This window comes from Acinetobacter sp. 1130196, assembly GCF_000588095.1.
GTDB classification, from domain to species: domain Bacteria; phylum Pseudomonadota; class Gammaproteobacteria; order Pseudomonadales; family Moraxellaceae; genus Acinetobacter; species Acinetobacter nosocomialis.
In genome coordinates, this window is sequence record NZ_JFWX01000060.1 from 1 (window position 1) to 20,158 (window position 20,158).

The following is a 20,158-nucleotide window of genomic DNA, read 5'->3' on the forward strand; positions in this document are numbered from 1 at the left end:
AGTAACCATACGTAAAGAAAGACGGAATAGAGATTTGATCATTAAACAGCATTGAATCGCTGTATCGGAATAAGTTTGATTTCGTCCTTGCTTGCCTTGTGGTTGTGCATACCATTGCGTCTTAGGATCAAACCAGATTGAAATATTTCCTCGCTTGATTAAAGCTTGGTTATACGAGGACCAATTGGTTGTACGATAGATTTTAGGTGTAGGCTTCTTCATCTGGAAATTATATTACTGAAGAAGCCTTCAAGAATAGCTTTGTGCAACAAAGCCGTTATAGATATAAATACTTATGAGAATAATATGAAAATTTATAAACCCTTTTTGGCTTTAAGTTTCATAGTCGGTAGCTTAGGTGTGGCAGGTTGTAGCCTTCATGCCCAACAGGAGTTTGAAAAAATTTGCCTGTCAGGTGGGCATAGCGAGGCCAGTTGTGACTGTATTTACCAGCAACTTGAAAAAGCTTATTCCCCGAAAATGATGCAGCGCCTAGAACATGTCAGTTTGCAAAGTCCTGTTCTCCCACGGGACTTTGCCCCTACTTTTTTAAGCACCATGCAGCGGTGTGACAAAAGTAGTCTGGGCTAAGCGTTGGCTTAGCTCTTTATCTCTGTGTCGCAATGGTGTTGTACTTTAAATCAGCGCAAAAAATTAAAGTCTGTTGTGGCACAGAGGCCTAAGTTGTTTGATTTGCCGAACGAGCATTTTGAAAAATCAGATCAATTTTATAACTAATCAAGTTATGCTGTGCTTACATTCAACTTTTGAACATTTATTAGAATGAACTACACATGGGATGAATTTGAGCAAAGACTTATCACATATAGAGATGTAAGGATTGATCTGGCAAGAGTTTTAGATGCTTATGAGCTTCAAATAAAAGAACTTCTTCAAAAAATTCAATTATTAACTTATGAAGAATCTTTACCTATATTTAATCAGTTATATGAAATACAAGATCATTTAGCTACTACCAAGTTTCGCTATGACCTCGACCTAAATGAAGCTTTAGATATATTCGTTTATCATTTCGATAGAGATGACAAAGCGCTGATAAGCCAATATTGGTATAAAAAATTCAAGCAAAACAACGATATTCTTTGGCCTTTGCCTCAAGACAAATAGTAACTTGTACGTTTTAACCTACAAACTTTTAGGGTTTTTGCGGATTGGCGGCACCCTTCTTTTTTCCTAATATGAACTCATACAGGAACAGGATGTTCCGGAACATAAAACAACAATAATAGGTTCATGCATCAGGATCGTGAGATACGACAGGAGTCATATCTAGTACCCAAATACGAAAAAGCCCAACAGGATGTTGGGCTTTTTTTATATCTGAATATTTATGAGTTTTTCTTTAAGTCTTCAATATAAGTGGTTGTGCTGCCATCCCAGTAACAATGTATACAACGCCCCTCTTTAAAAACATGCTCACAATTTGCACATCCATAAATTATAGAAGCGCATTCAGGACACAACGAAGCCATACTAGATTTACTTTTTAAATACTGGCTTCCGCATTCATCACATTTTTCACAACCATTCAGCATGAATATATCTCGATTCAAAACAATACCACGAGAACATAATGATAAATTAAAAGTCGATTTTGTACGTTTTATCCTACAAACTTTTAGGGATTTTGCGGATTGGCGACGCCCTACTTTTTTCCTAATATGAAGTCATACAGGAACAGGATGTTCCGGAACATAAAACAACAATAATACGTTCAAGCACCAGGAGCGTGAGATACGACAGGAGTCATATCTAATCACCAAATACAAGAAAGCCCGACAGGACGTCGGGCTTTTTTTATGCTTATTTAAAACTGATATTTGCATACGCCTATAGCGGGGTATGCACCTGTTCTTGCTTTTTCTGGCGAATCCAACGTACCACCCAAATAACCGCAATCAGCACCACTATTGCCACAAGTGCAGGCACCAGCATAGCTGAAACCGAAAGTAAGATTGCGCCAATCCACTCACTTGTAGCAACGACAAAATTTCCTAAACCACCTGTGGTTGCAGTTGAAACTCCACGTGCAGCGACGGTACTCATTTGCACCACCCCAGCCGTACCACCACCGACAATAATCGCTGCTGCCCAAGTAGCGAACTGAGACATTTCTCCACTACTCACAGCCATCGTGGTAAGCGTACCCGCGATCATAGCGGCAGGGGTTGCGACCGTGTCTAAGGCATTATCGACCCAAGGAATATAGTAGGCTGCAATTTCACACACCGTTGCCACACCTAAGGCCAAACACACAGATGGTAAAGCTAACCATTCAAAACCTTTTGATGGCTCAAACCATCCCATCATGGTGGCAATGCTCATGACTAATAGCGGCACAAACACGCGAAAACCGCAGGCAGCGCTCAGGCCCACGCCAATACATAAACCCAATATTGTTTCCATAACGGTTTCCTTTTCATGCCCATCATGGGTCTTGTTATGTAAGTCTTATTTTTAAATTAACAAAAAAGCCCCATCGGGTGACAGGGCTTTTTGTTAAATGCGAACGCAAATATTATTTCATTCTTAACGTTTAAATTGCGTGCAGTAGCATTTCGTGCAAGGTGGTAAAGGGTCTGTGTTAATTTCTAAAAACACTCTATGTCCGCACTGAGCACAGAAATAGAAGCCTGTTCCGGGTTTTTCGCCAGCTGTTACCATGATTACATTCCTATAATCGTATATATATTAAACAGGAATATAACCCACTTAAAGTGAATGTCAATTGTCCATTTCGCCCGATGATGATGGCATAAATGCAAAAAATGTTATTTGTACGATTTATCTTACACAGATTTAGGGATTTAGCGGATTGGCTGTCCCCTGCTTTTTTTCTATGATGAGTTCATACAGGAACAGGATGTTCCGGAACACAAAACAACAATAATAGGTTCATGCATCAGGATCGTGAGATACGACAGGAGTCATATCTAGCAACCAAATACGAAAAAGCCCGACAGGATGTCGGGCTTTTTTTATTATAAATATTTATGGTTATTACAACACATGCTTAATAAAATTTAATTAGGAATTCCTTTGCGTATAGAATTTAAAAACCAGTTTCTAATGCTAGTTATAAATGCCCATACATCTTCTTCTTTAGGTTTAATATAGCTATGAGAAGAGGGATCCTCTCCCATTGCCTCAAAAATTCCTATCAACCAATTTGGTCCATGGCCGCTTATATTCAACTCTTTTAACCAAGACTCGAGTTCGCCATAAGGAACTACAAATAATCCATATTCTGCAAGTTTTTCAAAAAGATTTGAAAGTGCTTCTCTATCTGATCCCGTTAAAATGTTTATCCCACCATCTCTTTTCATGTTTTGACCAGATTGATCAAATTTTTGCTTAATGGCCTGTCTAGTATGAGCCAAAGCATTTTTCTCGAGCTCTGGAAGGTAGCCACTTTCTAAAAACTCCCCCCAAACACTTCCACCTTCCTTAAGTATATCTATATCAACTATACCTGCGACTGGAATACCCAACTCACGTAAAGGCTTAATAATAGTTTTAACAGTTTGTTTATTTTGAGCATTCAGAAATAAACAATTAGGAATTCCAAAATCAGTAAATTTTAAAAGCCTATCATTAATCTCCTGATAAAACGCACGATCAGCATCTGACTCTGTAACAATTACAAACTCATAAAATAGACCGCTTAATACACCAGTTGAACGTAATAACGGGTTTCGCATCAATCTCAAAATATCTTCATTTGGTAGAATTCGAGAAGTAGCAACATTATCGCGATAAGTTAAACGAACTATATTTACTGGTGCACCTGATTGGATACACCCCATAATAAAATTAGGACTATGAGTTGCAACAAATAAGCGCTTTTCAGAATGAGACATAATCCCAGCAACTTCTTTGCCCAATTTAAATGCTAAGGAAGGATGTAAAAAAGCTTCTGGTTCATCCATTAAAAGAATAGATGGATCCCCTGCCACCATCTCAGTAACCATCCCAGTGAAAGCCTTAACTCCATCACTCGCATAGTCTATCGGCATTGCATTTTTATGAAAATTGACAGCAGCTTCGTGAATCCCTCTTTCCTCTACTTCATTTTCTGGTTCTCTTGAAGATAGACGTAAAGAAAGATTACCTAAATTAGTAGGATCTATAACTAAATATTGACCAAATGCTTCATGAATAATTCTTCTCACCTCATCCCTTTTTGCATTATCCCTGAACAACACCTGAAAACTTGTATGAGGAGGAGCTTGAAGATTTCCAGCAGGTTGCATATTTACAAGATTAATTCTATTGCTTCCATTTAGAATCAAAGTACTGTACTTCAAGTATGAATTACAAAATAGGTGAAGTGATGTACTAGGGTTAACTAATGCCACTTTAAGTGACTGCAAATGAACTTGCTGCCTCTCACCACTTTTACCAATCAAGATATAATCCTGATGAACCATTTCTCCAATCATTGGTTCTTGTTTAATTTTATTTATAATATTATTAACATTAACTTCTGAGACTGCTTCTAATTCAATATTATCTATTATCTTATTATTTGTATTTTGATTACCACTTATACAAAATTGATGTATTTCTCTAAGAATCTGACTTTTACCTGAATTATTAGGTCCTACAAATACAGTAATTGGTAATGCATTTACTATCATTTGCTCCAAATCTGGTGCTCGACCAAACTTCAATTTAATATTTTTAATCATTTCAATCACTAAAAAATAAAAACCCCATCATCAAGATAGGGCTCTTTTGAATAATTTTCAATCAGTTATAGACTAAATAATTAAGCCACTTGGCCTTCTAAAAAGTCTTGCGCAAAACGCTGTAATACACCACCCGCTTCATATACAGAAACTTCTTCTTCTGTATCTAAACGGCAAGTCACAGGCACTTCAAGAATCTCTTCTTTACCATCCGCTGTGGCACGTTCAATCACTAAAGTTAAAGTCGAACGCGGCGCAATATTGCCAATCACGCTATAAAGCTCTGTACCATCTAGTTTTAAAGTCTTACGGTTTACACCCGGTTTAAACTCAAGTGGTAACACGCCCATACCCACCAAGTTAGTACGGTGAATACGCTCAAAGCCTTCTGCAACAATCGCTTCAACACCTGCAAGGCGTACACCTTTTGCAGCCCAGTCACGGCTTGAACCCTGACCGTAGTCGGCACCCGCAATAATAATTAACGGCTGCTTACGGTTCATGTAGGTTTCAATCGCTTCCCACATACGCATCACTTCGCCTTCCGGCTCTACACGCGCTTTCGAACCTTGCTTAATGGTACCGTCTGAACGAACCACCATTTCGTTATAGAGTTTCGGGTTGGCAAATGTTGCACGTTGTGCGGTCAAGTGGTCACCACGGTGCGTTGCGTATGAGTTGAAGTCTTCTTCTGGTACGCCCATTTTGTGAAGGTATTCACCCGCAGCCGAGTCCATCAAAATCGCATTTGAAGGCGACAAGTGGTCGGTAGTGATGTTATCACCCAAAATCGCAAGTGGACGCATATTCGCCAAAGTACGTGGTGCAGCCAACGCCCCTTCCCAGTATGGTGGACGGCGGATGTAAGTACTTTGTGGACGCCAGTCGTAAAGTGGGCTCTTCGCTTGTTCAACTTCGCCTAAGTCAAACATTGGAATGTAGACTTTACGGAACTGTTCAGGCTTCACGGCTTCTTTAACTAAGGCATCAATTTCAGCGTCGGATGGCCAGATGTCTTTGAGGTAAATCGGGTTACCTTCTTTGTCATGACCTAACGCATCTTTTTCGATGTCAAAACGAATCGTACCTGCAATTGCATATGCCACAACAAGCGGTGGAGATGCCAAGAATGCTTGCTTTGCATATGGATGGATACGGCCATCGAAGTTACGGTTACCAGAAAGTACTGCTGTTGCGTACAAGTCACGGTCAATAATTTCTTGCTGGATAGCAGGATCTAACGCCCCAGACATACCGTTACACGTTGTACAAGCATAAGCCACAATACCAAAACCAAGTTTCTCTAAGTCTTTTAGAACACCTGCTTCTTCAAGGTAAAGTGCAGCCGCTTTTGAACCCGGTGCAAATGATGATTTTACCCAAGGTTTACGAACTAAACCTAGCTCATTTGCCTTACGTGCCAACAAGCCTGCCGCCACGGTGTTACGTGGATTAGAAGTATTGGTACATGAAGTAATTGCAGCAATAATGATTGCGCCATCTGGCATTAAGCCGTCAGAACGGTTTTCAACAACACCTGCAATGCCTTTTTCTTTTAGGTCCTCAGTTGAAACACGTGCATGTGGGTTTGATGGACCAGCAATGTTACGTGTTACTTTTGATAGGTCAAAACGAAGTACACGTGGGTACTCTGCTTTGGTCATATCAGATGCCCAAAGGCCGATTTCTTTTGCGTACTGTTCAACCAATGCCACTTGAGCATCTTCACGGCCTGTTAGGCGTAAGTAGTCGATTGTGTTTTGGTCGATGTAGAACATCGCAGCAGTAGCGCCATACTCTGGTGTCATGTTCGAAATGGTTGCACGGTCGCCCACAGACATGCTGTCAGCGCCTTCACCAAAGAACTCAAGGTAAGCACCGACTACACGCTCTTTACGCAAGAATTCAGTTAGAGCCAACACGATATCTGTTGCAGTAATGCCTGCCTGACGCTGACCAACCAACTCAACGCCAATAATGTCTGGCAGACGCATCCAAGATGCACGGCCCAACATTACGTTTTCAGCTTCTAAACCACCCACACCCACAGAGATTACGCCCAAAGCGTCTGTATGTGGGGTATGTGAGTCTGTACCGACGCATGTGTCTGGGAATGCTACGCCATCACGCGCCTGAATGACCGGAGACATTTTCTCTAGGTTAATCTGGTGCATAATGCCGTTCCCCGCAGGGATCACATCGACATTTTTAAATGCAGTTTTGGTCCACTCAATAAAGTGGAAACGGTCTTCGTTACGGCGGTCTTCAACAGCACGGTTTTTTGCAAAAGCGTCTGGGTCAGCGCCACCGTATTCCACTGCTAAAGAGTGGTCAACAATGAGCTGTGTTGGTACAACTGGGTTAACTTTAGATGGATCGCCGCCCTTCTCAGCAATCGCATCACGCAAACCTGCAAGGTCAACCAATGCAGTTTGTCCCAAGATGTCATGACACACCACGCGTGCAGGATACCAAGGAAAGTCCAAGTCCTGACGGCGTTCAATCAACTGCGTTAAATAAGCAGTTAAGTTCTCGGCATCAGCACGGCGTACCAATTGCTCTGCAAGTACTTTAGAGGTGTAAGGCAGTTTTTCGTATGCGCCTGGCTGAATATCTTCAACGGCTTGATGCACGTCGTAATATTCAAGCTGGGTACCTGCCAGCGGTTTACGGTATTTTGTGTTCATTAACCACGCTCCGCCAATGGTTTAAATTCGAGGTTTTCAGGGCCTGTGTAGTTCGCGCTTGGACGAATGATTTTGCCGTCTTGGCGTTGTTCAATCACGTGTGCTGACCAACCTGCTGTACGTGCAATTACGAATAACGGTGTGAACATTGCAGTTGGAACACCCATTAAGTGATAGCTCACCGCACTGAACCAATCGAGGTTCGGGAACATGTTTTTCACTTCTTTCATCACTGCTTCTAAACGCTCAGCGATGAGGTACATTTTGGTGTTCTCTTGCGCTTCTGCTAAGTCATGCGCCACTTTCTTGATCACTTCGTTACGTGGGTCAGAAACTGTATATACAGGGTGACCAAAACCAATCACGACTTCTTTATTTTCAACACGTTTACGGATGTCCGCTTCTGCTTCATCTGGATTGTCGTAACGTTGTTGAATCACGAATGCAACTTCGTTTGCACCACCGTGCTTAGGTCCGCGAAGTGCACCAATACCGCCTGTAATTGCCGAGTACATGTCAGAACCTGTACCTGCAACCACACGTGAGGTAAATGTAGATGCGTTGAACTCATGCTCAGCATACAAAATAAGTGATGTATGCATCGCTTGAATCCACTCTTCACATGGTTTTTCGCCATGCAGTAAATGTAAGAAATGCGCTGCAATCGAGTCGTCATCCGTTTCAACTTCAATGCGACGACCGTTGTTGCTGAAGTGGTACCAATAAAGCAGCATTGAACCTAAGCTTGCCATTAATTTATCAGCAATGTCTTTTGCGCCAGCTTCGTTGTGGTCTTCATGTTCTGGCGTTAAGCAACCTAGTACTGATACACCTGTACGCATCACATCCATTGGGTGTGCAGACGGTGGTAATTGTTCAAGTGCAGTTTTAAGTGCTGCAGGTAAGCCACGAAGTGCTTTTAATTTTGCTTTATACGCTTTGAGTTCAGCTTTGTTTGGTAATTTGCCATGTACGAGCAAGTGAGCAACTTCTTCAAACTGGCTACCTGCTGCAAGGTCAAGAATGTCATAGCCACGATAGTGCAAGTCGTTACCGCTACGTCCTACGGTACATAGTGCTGTGTTGCCTGCAACTTGTCCGCTAAGTGCAACTGATTTTTTTGGTTTGAAGCCTGTTGTTGTTTCATTTGAGCTCATAAGATTTTCCTTTCCTATCTATCTGAATTTGTTGTTTGTTCAATTTTTACTTGGATAAAACCACGACAGCGTCTTGCCGAGTTCTCATCCAATTTTCTGATTAACCTGCGGTTCGCCTTACTTTTCACGGATGAAAAGTAAGCAAAAATCCTTGTTGGTCTGACGATATATCCCTATATCGCAGTCCAACGTAGCGGCATCCATGCCGCCCTCACGATAGCCAAGACCATCGCTTCCCCTTCTTTTAAAAGAGGGTTTATTTATTTCTTTTTAGCAAATGCGTTGTCTAAGTAGTCTTCAAACGCATAGTAATTAATGCGCTCATATAACTCTTTACGCGTTTGCATAATATCAACCACGTTCTTTTGCGTACCTTCTTTACGCAAGGTTTCATACACAGTTTCGGCTGCTTTGTTCATGGCACGGAAAGCAGAAAGCGGATAAAGTGCAAGGCTTACATCGGCAGATGCCAACTCTTCAGTGGTAAACAGTGGTGTAGAACCGAACTCTGTGATGTTTGCCAAAATTGGTGCGCCAGTCTTCTGAGCAAATTGCTTGTACATATCAAGCTCGGTAATTGCTTCAGGGAACAACATGTCTGCACCCGCTTCAATGTAGGCACCCGCACGGTCAATTGCCGCTTGTAAGCCTTCAACCGCTAACGCATCGGTACGCGCCATAATTACGAAGCTGTCATCACCACGCGCATCAACCGCTGCTTTAATACGGTCAACCATTTCTTCTTGAGTCACAATGGCTTTGTTCGGACGGTGACCACAACGTTTTGCGCCCACTTGGTCTTCAATGTGCATTGCCGCAGCACCAAACTTAATGAGTGCTTTTGTAGTACGGGCAATGTTAAATGCAGAAGCACCAAAGCCTGTGTCCGCATCGACCAATAATGGAAGATCACATACATCGGTAATACGACGTACATCTGTCAACACATCATCAAGGTTACTGATTCCTAAATCAGGTAAGCCTAAAGAACCAGCTGCTACACCACCACCTGATAAGTAAATCGCTTTATAACCTGCACGTTTTGCCAAAAGTGCATGATTGGCATTGATAGTTCCAACCACTTGTAATGGCTTTTCTTGGGCTACGGCATCGCGAAATAGCTGACCTGCGGATTGTTTAGCCATTGTTATGTTCTCCTTGTGCTTGTAGCAGTGTTTGCTCAATAATTTTGTAAGAAGCATTGATATGTCGATGCATGAGCAGCTCGGCAAGTTCACCATCGCCTTCTGCAATTGCATCTAAAATACGGATATGTTCGTCCCAAGCTTTGCTCGGTCGATCGGGTGTGTTTGAAAACTGAATTCGGTACATACGGATGAGGTGATAAAGCTCATCACATAGCATTTTTTCTAGGGTTTTATTGCCACTACTTTTGATAATGCAGTAGTGAAAATCGTCCTGCCCTTCTTGCAAGTAATATCCTTTACCTGCTTTAAAGTTTTCATCTTCGGCATGCATACGTAAGACATCACGTAGCGCCAAAATTTGCTTTTTATCAATATGCTGTGCAGCAAGTTTGCAAGCTAAACCTTCTAATGACGCACGAATCTGGTAAAGCTCTTTGAACTGTTGCAAGGATAACGAAACCACGCGCGCACCCACATGTGCAGTACGCTCAACCAAACGTTGCCCTTCAAGGCGATGAATCGCTTCACGCAAAGGCCCACGGCTAATGCCATAAGTCCGCGCCAGTTCAGGTTCAGAAATTTTGCTACCTGCCGGAATTTGACCCAAAACAATCGCCGTCTGTATTTGTTTAAATACATTCTCGGTCAGTGTTCTTCCCTGACTTTGTAGTGGCTCTGGTGCGAAGGTCAAATCTTGCATATTGTCGACAATTTTTAATCAATTATGTGTTTTATAGCGGGATGAATGAAAAAAATCAAGGTGATTGTTGACACTTTACAGAACGCATCAGGTCAATTTTTATAGCTTAACCTGTTATCTCACCTTATATTTATAGCATTCCACCACTTGATAATTAGTCTTTATAAAACAGATATTTAATATTATTTTACCTATAAATTTATGGTACTTTTTTAGTTGCTTTTCGACCTCTAATCTTTTGTTTCAAACTTTAGTCTACAACCAATGTATTACAGCAAGATTGTAGACAATCTGCTTGAATGAAAGCATGAGTTAGAAATTAGTTTCTATTTACCGTAATTTCTTTTAAATCTTTTTATCATTTTCAGCCAGAAAATATCGATATTAGTGAAATTATCAGGTGCTTCACGGTAGCTTTATTGATACATTATTGAGCATCGACATAGTTGTGGCGTATTTTTCGAGACAGAAAAAACCCAGCACTATGCATATTGTTGAATGAAAGGACTTTTTTGATGTTTCAACATATCCCCCCATACGCAGGCGATCCAATTCTCTCTTTAATGGAACAGTTCAATGCTGATACTCGTTCTGAAAAAGTAAACTTGAGTATTGGTCTTTATTATAACGAAGACAGCATTGTTCCTCAGTTAGAGACCATTATCGAGGCGCAAAAGCGTATTGAGCCTAAGAACGGTAAAACCAAACTTTATTTGCCAATGGAAGGCTTCAAACCTTACCGTGAAGCAATTCAAGCACTTTTATTCGGTGCAAACAGCCCAGCAGTTAAAGCTGGCCGTGCTGTAACCATCCAAACACTTGGTGGTTCAGGTGCATTGAAAGTTGGTGCGGATTTCTTAAAAACTTATTTCCCAAATTCAGACGTTTGGGTGAGCCAACCAACTTGGGACAACCACGTTGCGATTTTCAATGGCGCTGGCATTAAGACTCATTTCTACCCATATTTCGATGCAGAAACGCGCGGTGTAGATTTTGACGGTATGCTTTCTACACTTAAAACTTTGCCTGAGCAAAGCATTGTGTTGTTGCACCCATGCTGCCATAACCCAACGGGTGCTGACTTAAACCCAGCGCAATGGGACCAAGTGATTGAAGTATTAAAAGATCGTAACCTTATTCCATTCCTAGACATCGCTTACCAAGGTTTTGGTGACGGTATGGAAGAAGATGCGTATGCAATCCGTGCTTTAGACCAAGCGGGTCTAAACTTCATTGTGAGCAACTCGTTCTCTAAAATCTTCTCTTTATATGGCGAGCGCGTTGGCGGCTTAACTTTCGTATGTGACGATGCAGAAGCTGCTCAATGCACATTCGGTCAGTTAAAAGCGACTGTACGCCGTATTTACTCTAGCCCTCCTACAACAGGTGCTTGGTTAGTTGATGAAGTGTTAAATGACGCTGAACTTAACCAACAATGGCAAGGCGAAGTGAAAGAGATGCGTGAGCGTATTATCAAAATGCGTAGCATCTTGAAAGACGAACTTACTAAAGCTTTACCAGACCGTGACTTTAGCTACCTTGTAAACCAAAAAGGTATGTTCAGCTACACAGGTCTAACTGCTGAGCAAGTTGATATCTTGCGTGAAGAATATGCAATCTACTTAGTACGTAGTGGTCGTATTTGTGTAGCAGGCTTAAACATGAAAAATGTTTATACTGTTGCTAAAGCGATGTCTGAAGTGCTTGCTAAATCAGTAGAAGCAGCATAAGGCATTTATTAAAAAAGGCGCTTCGGCGCCTTTTTTTATGTCTCGATATTAAGGTTTGGTTTTACCCCAATATTTCAGTTTTGAGGTATGTCCAATCCCCACATTAAAGCTATTGGTTGGGTCAAGTTTTTGATAGAAATTGGCTAATGCAGGTTTGGCAATGTAAAGATGCCCAACATTATGCTCTGCCGGATATTCAGCACGGCGTGCATCGAGTAATTTCCACATTTGATGTTCCATTTCTAACGGGTCATTGCCCTTTTTAAGAATATAGTCCTGATGGAACACATGACAAAAGAAATGCCCATAATAGAGTTTATGGATGATTTTATTTTCCATCTCGGCTGGTAGTTGCTCTACCCATTCGCGGTCATTACGGCGTAGCGCAATATCAAGCGCCACAATATCTTCAACTTCACTACGGTGCGTATCACGATAACGAATTGCCGCCCCCGCAATCGCAAAGCGGTGCAAGAACGCCTTTCGACCTTCTTCTTCACTACATACGAAATAGCTGCCTGACTGATGCACTGCAAAATATTCTTTTAAAAACTGCTCGGTCTGTACTTTTGAATTATTTTCAACACGTAAAACCAAATGGTGCTCATAACGATCTCGATATTCGGTCATACGCTTCGGTAAATGACTCGGTAAAAAGAACGTAATCGCCTGTAAAATATGGTCTGTTAAGCCTTTAATTTTAAATCGTTCTAAAAAGCCATCGACTTTATCTTTCATGGCGAAGGCTTTTGGAACATTGGCTGTACCAAATTTTTCAATAAATAAGAAGGTGTCTTTTCCGTACTTTTCACCAATCAAATAAGCATCACGGTGAATATATTCGCCTGCAATTGGCAAGCTTGGCAGTGAGGTGAGTAAATAACGGCGAATCGCCGTTAAATCATCAGCATCATTAGTACCAATATAAAGGACATTACTTTCTACTTTTTCATAAGTATCAAGACGTACCGCAAACACACAAACTTTACCTGCCGAACCCGAAGCCTCAAACAAACGTGACGGGTCTGCATTAAAACGAGCAGGCGTATCTTCATCGACCTGAGTCACATCATGCGCATAGCGATGGTCCGATGCCTGTTTTTCACTGTCATCTAAAATATCAACGGCTTGATATTGCTGCTTCTCTAAACGCGTCAAAATCTCTTCGGGAGTCGAGCCTAAATTTACGCCTAAATGGTTCACCAATTCTAATTGACCAGCGGCATTCACCTGAGCATATAAAGCCAGCTCAGTATATGCAGGACCACGGCGTACCAAGGCACCACCGGAGTTATTACATACACCACCCAGTACCGATGCTCCAATACACGATGAACCAATTACTGAATGCGGCTCTCGGTTATAGCCTTTTAAAATTTGCTCTAAATTATCTAAGGTCGCACCCGGTAAACAAATGACTTGCTTACCGTCATGAATAACTTGTATGCCCTTTAATCGACGTGTACTCATCACCAAAACAGGACGATCATAATCATCGCCATAAGGCGTTGAACCACCAGTGAGTCCTGTATTTGCTGCCTGCATAATCACAATACAGTCTGCCTCAATAGCAGCTTGAAGCACCTGCCATTGCTCTAGCAATGTGCCTGGCACCACCACAGCAAGCACTTTCCCCTCACCAAAACGACGACCTTGGCGGTACTGACGCGTGCTTTGATCATCGGTCAAAACATAAGAACGCCCTACAATATTTTGTAAACGTTCGATCACTGCTTGAGGAGAAAATGTTTGCATGATGGTTTCCTTTTGGTCATCCATACCACATAGTTTTTTTAAATTTAGAGCAACACGACGTAGTCTTACAGGGAAAACTTCGATGTAAGCAGCTCATTGACGCTTAGCACCAGCAGCTAATCTCTAGGTATTAGATTTAATGCAAATTGGCGACGCATTGGCGGCAGGGATGCCGCCTGTTGAGCAACCGTACAAGGAAGTACGGTTTGCTCAACAAAAGGTTTTTGGTTACTTTTGACCTTTCAAAAGTGACAAATGCCTATACGTAAAACATCAGCAAATCACCAAATTTTGAGGCTGTGCTTACTGCTTCACTTACTATGTTTTAAAGTCCTTGTTTAATCGCCTGTACTAAACAATCCGCATTAATATCCGAAATCGACTTAGCACCCGTGAGCGTCATCGCAACACGCATTTCCTTATCAATTAAATCAAGCAAGTTCGACACGCCTTGCCCACCTGCTGCTGCCAAGGCATACACAAACGCACGGCCAAGTAAAACAGTATCGGCACCGAGAGCTAACATACGCACCACATCTAAACCATTACGAATGCCTGAGTCAGCCAAAATCGCTAAGTCACCTTTGACGGCATCAGCAATTGCAGGCAATGCACGAGCAGATGACATCACGCCATCTAACTGACGACCGCCGTGATTCGATACCACAATACCATCTGCACCAAAACGCACAGCATCTTTGGCATCTTCAGGGTCTAAAATACCTTTAATCACCATTGGACCATCCCAAAACTCACGGATCCACTCAAGATCTTTCCATGAAATTGATGGGTCAAAGTTCGAGCCTAACCAGCCAATATAGTCTTCAAGCCCAGTCGGTTTACCTAAATATTTAGAAATATTGCCCAAGTCGTGCGGGCGTCCCATTAAGCCCACATTCCATGACCAATGCGGATGAAATACTGACTGCATATAACGGCGCATCGCAGCATTTGGCCCACTCATACCCGAATGTGCATCACGGTAACGTGCACCCGGCACAGGCATATCTACGGTAAACACCAGTGTTGAACACCCCGCCGCTTTTGCACGCTCCAAAGCATTACGCATAAAACCACGGTCACGTAATACATAAAGCTGGAACCACATCGGACGGTTAATTGCAGGTACAACTTCTTCAATCGGACATACCGAAACCGTTGAAAGCGTAAATGGAATGCCCTTTTTATCGGCAGCCATCGCGGCCTGCACTTCACCGCGGCGTGCATACATACCTGTTAAACCCACAGGCGCCAAAGCAACTGGCATCGACAGCGTTTCATTAAACAGTTTTGTCTCTAAACTTAACGCTGACATGTCGTTGAGCACACGTTGACGCAATGCAATTTCTGACAAATCTTGTACGTTACGCTTTAAGGTATATTCCGAATACGCTCCACCATCAATGTAGTGAAATAAAAATGGAGGTAAGCGACGTTGTGCCGCAGCACGGTAATCATTGCCAGAAGAAATAATCATTTTGAATCAACTCTATTTAAACGGTTTGCACGTTTCTGGCGAGCTTCGTCTTCATCCAGAGAACGCACATGATTAATCACAAACTCAATATGACCGCAAACAGCTTGGCGTGCGGCCTCGGGATCTTTACGATCAATAGCATCCATCACCTGAAAATGCTGCTCGCTTAGCAAGTCACCATTGACAGGGTCGTTATAAACTTTCTTACGCCCTAACAAGACGTTGTATTGCAGCAAATCAAACAAGCTACGCATCATTTGAATCAGCACCACATTGTGAGATGCTTCGGCAATTGCTAAGTGGAATTCAGCATCTGCCACCGCGGCCTGTGCTGAGTCACCCGCATTTTGGTGACGGCTAATTTCATTAAAATAATGATGAATTTTGGCTCGATCTTCAGGCGTTGAACGTAATGCGGCATACCAAGCAGTGCCACCTTCAAGTAATAACCGCGCCTCTTGCACATCAAAACGGTATAACGGATCTTCTTCAATCAGGTTGCTAATTGGGTTCACAATGAGTTGCTGTGGCCACTGTTCAGGTAACTGCTGAATATAGGTCCCATCACCGCGGCGGCTAATCAGTACACCTTGACTATTGAGCTGTTGAATGGCTTCACGCAAAGACGGACGAGAAACTCCCAAGCTAGTTGCAAGCTGGCGTTCGGCAGGCAAACGGTCACCTTTTTTCATGTGACGCTCTTCAATTAATGCCTGCAATTTCATGACCACTTGATCGGAGATTCTCATCGCGTTTCCTTCACTGGAGTTATGGAATCATCCACGGAACCAGATAAGCCTGAACCGTAATAATGATGCCAACAAAGACAGTGAATATGATGCTATGTTTTACCGTGAAACGGAACAAGTCAGACTCTTTTCCAACTAAGCCTACTGCGGCACAAGCAATCGCAATCGACTGCGGAGAAATCATCTTACCAGTCACACCACCGCTGGTATTCGCAGCCACCAACAACACTTCCGGAATACCAATTTGCTGTGCTGTGGTTGCCTGTAGTGCCGAGAACAAAGCATTTGAAGAAGTGTCTGAACCCGTAAGGAACACACCAAGCCAACCCAAAAATGGCGAGAAGAAAGTAAACGCATGACCCGTATGCGATAGAGCCAAAGCCAAAGTTGCAGATAAACCTGAATAGTTCGCAATAAAAGCAAATGCCAACACCATACCAATTGAATAAATCGGTGTTTTCAACTCATTGAGTGTTTCACCGAAGGTTGTTACTGCCTCACTTGCTTTCATTTTTAAGAAAATAACTGTGATGATCGCAGCAATAAAAATTGCAGTACCTGTTGCAGAGAACCAGTCAAACTTATAAATCGCTTCGTATGGTTTCATCTCGGACACAATTGGCGGCATTTTTTCGACCAATTTATGTAAGTACGGCACTTCAAGTTTAAAAATCCAATGTTCAAGAGCACCATCTTTTGCAAATAATGCTTTAAATGGCTTAACACTCCAGATGGTGACCATTACCGTTAAAATAGCAAATGGAGACCATGCCTTTGCAATTTTCCCAATGCTATAACGTTGAACTGTTGTAGGTTGCTGAGTCAAAGTCTGACCCGCTTCAGGTTCAAAACGGAAAATATGTTTTGGTTTCCAAACACGGAATAACAACGTCAGGCTGACCAATGAAGCAATTGCTGCGGTAATGTCTGGTAACTCAGGGCCAATAAAGTTAGAGGTGAGATACTGGGCAATCGCAAAAGCACCACCACCGACCAATACCGCAGGCCAAGTTTCCTTAACCCCACGCCAGCCATCCATAATCGCCATAATCCAGAACAGCACAATAATGGTTAAAAATGGCAACTGACGACCCACCATCTGGCTAATTTCCATAGTGTCTACACCGGAAACCTGCCCCGCCACAATAATTGGAATACCCATTGCACCGAATGCAACTGGTGCTGTATTTACAATTAAACATAAACCAGCAGCGTAAAGTGGCTTAAACCCTAAACCGACAAGTAGTGCAGCGGTAATTGCGACAGGAGCACCAAAGCCCGCCGCCCCCTCAAGGAAAGTACCAAATGCAAAACCAACCAGTAACATTTGCAGACGTTGGTCTTCAGTAATCGACAAAATACTTGAACGAATAACTTCAAACTGGCCTGTTTTTACCGAAATCTTGTATAGAAAAACTGCCCCGATAATGATCCATGAAATTGGCCATAGACCGTAGAAGAAACCGTAAATGATTGATGCAAAGGCCATTTGACCCGGCATTTGATAGAAAAATAGCGCAATCAGTAATGCAATAATAACTGTGCCCGTACCCGCGATACTGCCTTTTAAACGAAAAACAGCCAATGCCAAAAAGAAGAAAATAATCGGGATTAACGCAACCGCACTAGACAGCCAAATATTATTTAAAGGGTCATAAAGTTGTTGCCACATATTGAGCATTGTCATCTCCTTGAAATGCCGGGGCGAATTTTTTTACCTTAAATTTTTAAACATTCAACACAATTGGTATGACCAATTAAAATTTAAGTGCAAATGTTATTCCTTAAACCGCAGATCGCATCATAAACACAGATATTGGTGAGATCAACAATTAAATAATCACTATAATTGGTATGACCAATAGTATTAAGTAAAATCAAGTAATTTCTAATTTATAAATTTATTTATTAGACTAAAGTCGTAAAAATACTTTCTTATAAACTTAAATATGAACTACAGAAATGGAATGAAAAATTTGAATATAAAACTATAAACATATCTGATTCATGATCTATGTATAATGTGCACACAACTCAAACCACATGTATTGAATTGAATAATGACTACTTTAACGTGTTTTAAAGCTTATGATATCCGAGGCAAGCTCGGCACCGAATTGAATGAAGAAATCGCCTATAAAATTGGCCGCGCTTACGGACAAATCTATAAACCAAAGACTGTGGTTGTAGGATGTGATATTCGTCTAAGCAGTGAAGCCTTAAAACAAGCGACCATCCGCGGGTTAAATGATGCGGGAGTGGACGTTCTTGATTTGGGCATGACGGGGACTGAAGAAGTTTACTTTGCCGCTTTCCATCTCGATGTACAAGGTGGTATAGAAGTTACTGCAAGTCATAATCCAATGGACTATAACGGTATGAAATTGGTTCGCGAAAATGCTCGTCCAATTAGTGCTGATACTGGTTTAAAAGAAATTCAGGCTTTAGCAGAAACAAATAACTTTGAAGAAGTTAGCCAAAAAGGTACAACGCAAAGCTATAACATTTTGCCTGAGTTCGTTGATCACTTAATTACTTATATTGAACCTGCAAAAATCCGTTCATTAAAGTTAGTGGTAAACGCGGGGAATGGTGCAGCTGGTCATGTAATTGATGCCATTGAAGAAAAATTTAAAGCGCTTAATGTACCGGTTGAATTTATTAAAATTCATCATGAAGCAGATGGTACTTTCCCAAATGGCATTCCTAACCCAATTTTAATTGAAAACCGTGACAGTACCCGAAATGCTGTTCTTGAGCATAAAGCAGATATGGGTATTGCATGGGACGGCGACTTTGACCGCTGTTTCTTGTTCGATGAAAAAGGGCAATTCATTGAGGGCTACTATATTGTTGGTCTATTGGCTCAAGCTTTCTTGATTAAACAGTCAGGCGAAAAAATTGTGCATGACCCACGTTTAGTGTGGAACACATTTGATATCGTCGACGAGTATAAAGGTGTTGCTGTACAGTCAAAATCTGGTCACGCGTTCATTAAAGACGTTATGCGTGAACACAATGCTGTATATGGCGGCGAAATGAGTGCTCATCATTATTTCCGTGACTTTGCTTACTGTGACAGCGGTATGATTCCATGGTTACTTACGGTTGCCCTGCTTTCTGAAACAGGGCAATCACTTTCAACACTCGTTGAAAATATGATTACCAAGTTTCCTTGTAGTGGTGAAATCAACTTTAAAGTAACTGATACACAAATCACTATTCAAAAGATTTTTGATTTCTATGCTGCTCAAAACCCGGAAATTGATCGTACCGATGGTGTAAGCCTCGACTTTGGTGCATGGCGTTTTAATGTCCGCGCATCAAACACTGAGCCTCTACTACGTCTCAACATTGAAAGCCGTGCAGACCGTCAAGCTCAGCCAATGCAGCATTATGTAGATGAATTGACTGGATTAATTCAGTCTTAATTTTCAAAACATAAAAAAGGATGGCTTATTGCCATCCTTTTTTTACTAATTCTTCAATAGTTGATAAGTATGATTTTTGCCATCTAGCACATCATAATTTAGACTTTTATACTGTTCTAACAGCGCCTTTTGATCGACCTCACAGTTTTCCCCAGGCAACAGAAACTTTTGATGAACTGCGTTATAGCATTGTGAAACTTGCTGAATAAATTGATAATAATTTGAGAGCGGTATACCCGACATTTGCAGTAACTTCGGTGCTACAAAACTCGCAGCAACGTACGGCTGCTTAAACGCTTTTTTACTAAGCTTGTAGTTGCTCCACACTGCAAAAGGTGTTTGATAATTTTTTAAATTTTTCCGCTCGGGATCATCTTTAAAGAAATTATAATTATCATAAACTCCTTGCAGATTTGGTAAATGATCACCAAACACCAACAAAATTGTTGGTCGATCTACTGTTTTTAAAAACTGCTTTAACTCAAGCAATTTTTGATTGGCACGTATAGTACCTGCTGTATAAGTACTCAATTTCCGCCGATCAATTTCCGATAAATTCTGACTAAACTTAAAGTCTTGTTTACCATAACGCTCATCATTATACATCGGGTG

General features: G+C 41.6%; 17 protein-coding genes. 4 read left to right on the forward strand and 13 right to left on the reverse strand.

The genetic code is table 11. The annotated features are described in order from the left end of the window. On the reverse strand, positions 1 to 222 hold a 222-nt coding region (locus J671_RS22745; RefSeq protein WP_031983566.1), incomplete at its 3' end, for a transposase. Positions 223 to 306: 84 nt separating this feature from the next. On the opposite strand from J671_RS22745, the gene J671_RS22750 reads away from it, so the two are divergent. Both J671_RS22750 and J671_RS22755 read left to right on the forward strand, forming a co-directional pair. After that, positions 307 to 591 (forward strand): hypothetical protein, encoded by a 285-nt coding sequence (locus J671_RS22750; RefSeq protein ID WP_000708397.1) that lies wholly within the window; start codon positions 307 to 309, stop codon positions 589 to 591. A 192-nt stretch (positions 592 to 783) separates the two neighbouring features. Then, a complete protein-coding gene (locus tag J671_RS22755; RefSeq protein WP_031983567.1) occupies positions 784 to 1,128 on the forward strand; it encodes a hypothetical protein in 345 nt (114 codons plus the stop codon). Positions 1,129 to 1,851: 723 nt separating this feature from the next. Here the strand turns inward: J671_RS22755 and J671_RS22760 are convergent. The 7 genes from J671_RS22760 to J671_RS22785 all read right to left on the reverse strand — a co-directional run bounded on the left by J671_RS22760 (position 1,852) and on the right by J671_RS22785 (position 10,404). Further along, positions 1,852 to 2,427 (reverse strand): DUF4126 domain-containing protein, encoded by a 576-nt coding sequence (locus J671_RS22760; RefSeq protein WP_031983569.1) that lies wholly within the window; start codon positions 2,425 to 2,427, stop codon positions 1,852 to 1,854. 123 nt (positions 2,428 to 2,550) lie between these two features. Next, positions 2,551 to 2,685, reverse strand: coding sequence for a zinc ribbon-containing protein (locus tag J671_RS26090; RefSeq protein WP_001983336.1), 135 nt, complete (start codon positions 2,683 to 2,685; stop codon positions 2,551 to 2,553). Between the two features lie 359 nt (positions 2,686 to 3,044). Continuing rightward, the gene (locus J671_RS22765) at positions 3,045 to 4,712 is read right to left on the reverse strand and encodes an ATP-dependent nuclease (protein ID WP_004883983.1); all 1,668 of its coding nucleotides are present in this window, start codon (positions 4,710 to 4,712) and stop codon (positions 3,045 to 3,047) included. Positions 4,713 to 4,792: 80 nt separating this feature from the next. After that, positions 4,793 to 7,399, reverse strand: coding sequence for a Fe/S-dependent 2-methylisocitrate dehydratase AcnD (acnD, locus tag J671_RS22770; RefSeq protein WP_004883984.1), 2,607 nt, complete (start codon positions 7,397 to 7,399; stop codon positions 4,793 to 4,795). Continuing rightward, positions 7,399 to 8,556, reverse strand: a complete 1,158-nt coding sequence (prpC, locus tag J671_RS22775; RefSeq protein WP_000097521.1) for a 2-methylcitrate synthase — start codon at positions 8,554 to 8,556, stop codon at positions 7,399 to 7,401. Before prpC ends, acnD begins: the two co-directional genes overlap by 1 nt. A gap of 260 nt (positions 8,557 to 8,816) precedes the next feature. After that, positions 8,817 to 9,701, reverse strand: coding sequence for a methylisocitrate lyase (prpB, locus tag J671_RS22780; protein WP_002050520.1), 885 nt, complete (start codon positions 9,699 to 9,701; stop codon positions 8,817 to 8,819). Continuing rightward, positions 9,694 to 10,404 (reverse strand): GntR family transcriptional regulator, encoded by a 711-nt coding sequence (locus tag J671_RS22785; RefSeq protein ID WP_001153627.1) that lies wholly within the window; start codon positions 10,402 to 10,404, stop codon positions 9,694 to 9,696. Before J671_RS22785 ends, prpB begins: the two co-directional genes overlap by 8 nt. 515 nt (positions 10,405 to 10,919) lie before the next feature. On the opposite strand from J671_RS22785, the gene J671_RS22790 reads away from it, so the two are divergent. Then, positions 10,920 to 12,134: an aromatic amino acid transaminase gene (locus J671_RS22790; RefSeq protein ID WP_004883985.1), complete on the forward strand. Its 1,215-nt coding sequence runs from the start codon at positions 10,920 to 10,922 to the stop codon at positions 12,132 to 12,134. 48 nt (positions 12,135 to 12,182) lie between these two features. On the opposite strand, the gene dld is transcribed toward J671_RS22790, so the two are convergent. The 4 genes from dld to lldP all read right to left on the reverse strand — a co-directional run bounded on the left by dld (position 12,183) and on the right by lldP (position 17,802). Next, on the reverse strand, positions 12,183 to 13,889 hold the full coding sequence (gene dld / locus J671_RS22795; RefSeq protein WP_004883986.1) for a D-lactate dehydrogenase: 1,707 nt from the start codon (positions 13,887 to 13,889) through the stop codon (positions 12,183 to 12,185). Positions 13,890 to 14,214: 325 nt separating this feature from the next. Then, positions 14,215 to 15,366, reverse strand: a complete 1,152-nt coding sequence (gene lldD, locus J671_RS22800) for an FMN-dependent L-lactate dehydrogenase LldD (RefSeq protein WP_004883987.1) — start codon at positions 15,364 to 15,366, stop codon at positions 14,215 to 14,217. Then, positions 15,363 to 16,115, reverse strand: a complete 753-nt coding sequence (gene lldR / locus J671_RS22805; RefSeq protein ID WP_004711163.1) for a transcriptional regulator LldR — start codon at positions 16,113 to 16,115, stop codon at positions 15,363 to 15,365. The genes lldD and lldR overlap by 4 nt, the downstream gene beginning before the upstream one ends. A 19-nt stretch (positions 16,116 to 16,134) precedes the next feature. Continuing rightward, on the reverse strand, positions 16,135 to 17,802 hold the full coding sequence (gene lldP / locus J671_RS22810) for an L-lactate permease (protein WP_011857993.1): 1,668 nt from the start codon (positions 17,800 to 17,802) through the stop codon (positions 16,135 to 16,137). A 373-nt stretch (positions 17,803 to 18,175) separates the two neighbouring features. Here lldP and J671_RS22815 point away from each other — a divergent pair, with 373 nt between their 5' ends. Further along, positions 18,176 to 19,546, forward strand: coding sequence for a phosphomannomutase/phosphoglucomutase (locus J671_RS22815; RefSeq protein WP_002050491.1), 1,371 nt, complete (start codon positions 18,176 to 18,178; stop codon positions 19,544 to 19,546). 45 nt (positions 19,547 to 19,591) lie between these two features. Here J671_RS22815 and J671_RS22820 read toward each other — a convergent pair. Continuing rightward, the coding region (locus tag J671_RS22820) for a sulfatase-like hydrolase/transferase (protein ID WP_031983571.1) at positions 19,592 to 20,158 on the reverse strand (567 nt) is incomplete at its 5' end.

Excerpts from the sequence above, each read along its gene's own strand:
- prpC (WP_000097521.1), bottom strand. The coding sequence starts at position 8,556 with ATGAGCTCAAATGAAACAACAACAGGCTTCAAACCAAAAAAATCAGTT.
- lldR (WP_004711163.1), bottom strand. The coding sequence starts at position 16,115 with ATGAGAATCTCCGATCAAGTGGTCATGAAATTGCAGGCATTAATTGAA.
- J671_RS22785 (WP_001153627.1), bottom strand. The coding sequence starts at position 10,404 with ATGCAAGATTTGACCTTCGCACCAGAGCCACTACAAAGTCAGGGAAGA.
- dld (WP_004883986.1), bottom strand. The coding sequence starts at position 13,889 with ATGCAAACATTTTCTCCTCAAGCAGTGATCGAACGTTTACAAAATATT.
- acnD (WP_004883984.1), bottom strand. The coding sequence starts at position 7,399 with ATGAACACAAAATACCGTAAACCGCTGGCAGGTACCCAGCTTGAATAT.
- prpB (WP_002050520.1), bottom strand. The coding sequence starts at position 9,701 with ATGGCTAAACAATCCGCAGGTCAGCTATTTCGCGATGCCGTAGCCCAA.
- J671_RS22760 (WP_031983569.1), bottom strand. The coding sequence starts at position 2,427 with ATGGAAACAATATTGGGTTTATGTATTGGCGTGGGCCTGAGCGCTGCC.
- J671_RS22790 (WP_004883985.1), top strand. The coding sequence starts at position 10,920 with ATGTTTCAACATATCCCCCCATACGCAGGCGATCCAATTCTCTCTTTA.
- lldD (WP_004883987.1), bottom strand. The coding sequence starts at position 15,366 with ATGATTATTTCTTCTGGCAATGATTACCGTGCTGCGGCACAACGTCGC.
- lldP (WP_011857993.1), bottom strand. The coding sequence starts at position 17,802 with ATGACAATGCTCAATATGTGGCAACAACTTTATGACCCTTTAAATAAT.
- J671_RS22765 (WP_004883983.1), bottom strand. The coding sequence starts at position 4,712 with ATGATTAAAAATATTAAATTGAAGTTTGGTCGAGCACCAGATTTGGAG.
- J671_RS22750 (WP_000708397.1), top strand. The coding sequence starts at position 307 with ATGAAAATTTATAAACCCTTTTTGGCTTTAAGTTTCATAGTCGGTAGC.
- J671_RS22755 (WP_031983567.1), top strand. The coding sequence starts at position 784 with ATGAACTACACATGGGATGAATTTGAGCAAAGACTTATCACATATAGA.
- J671_RS22815 (WP_002050491.1), top strand. The coding sequence starts at position 18,176 with ATGACTACTTTAACGTGTTTTAAAGCTTATGATATCCGAGGCAAGCTC.
- J671_RS26090 (WP_001983336.1), bottom strand. The coding sequence starts at position 2,685 with ATGGTAACAGCTGGCGAAAAACCCGGAACAGGCTTCTATTTCTGTGCT.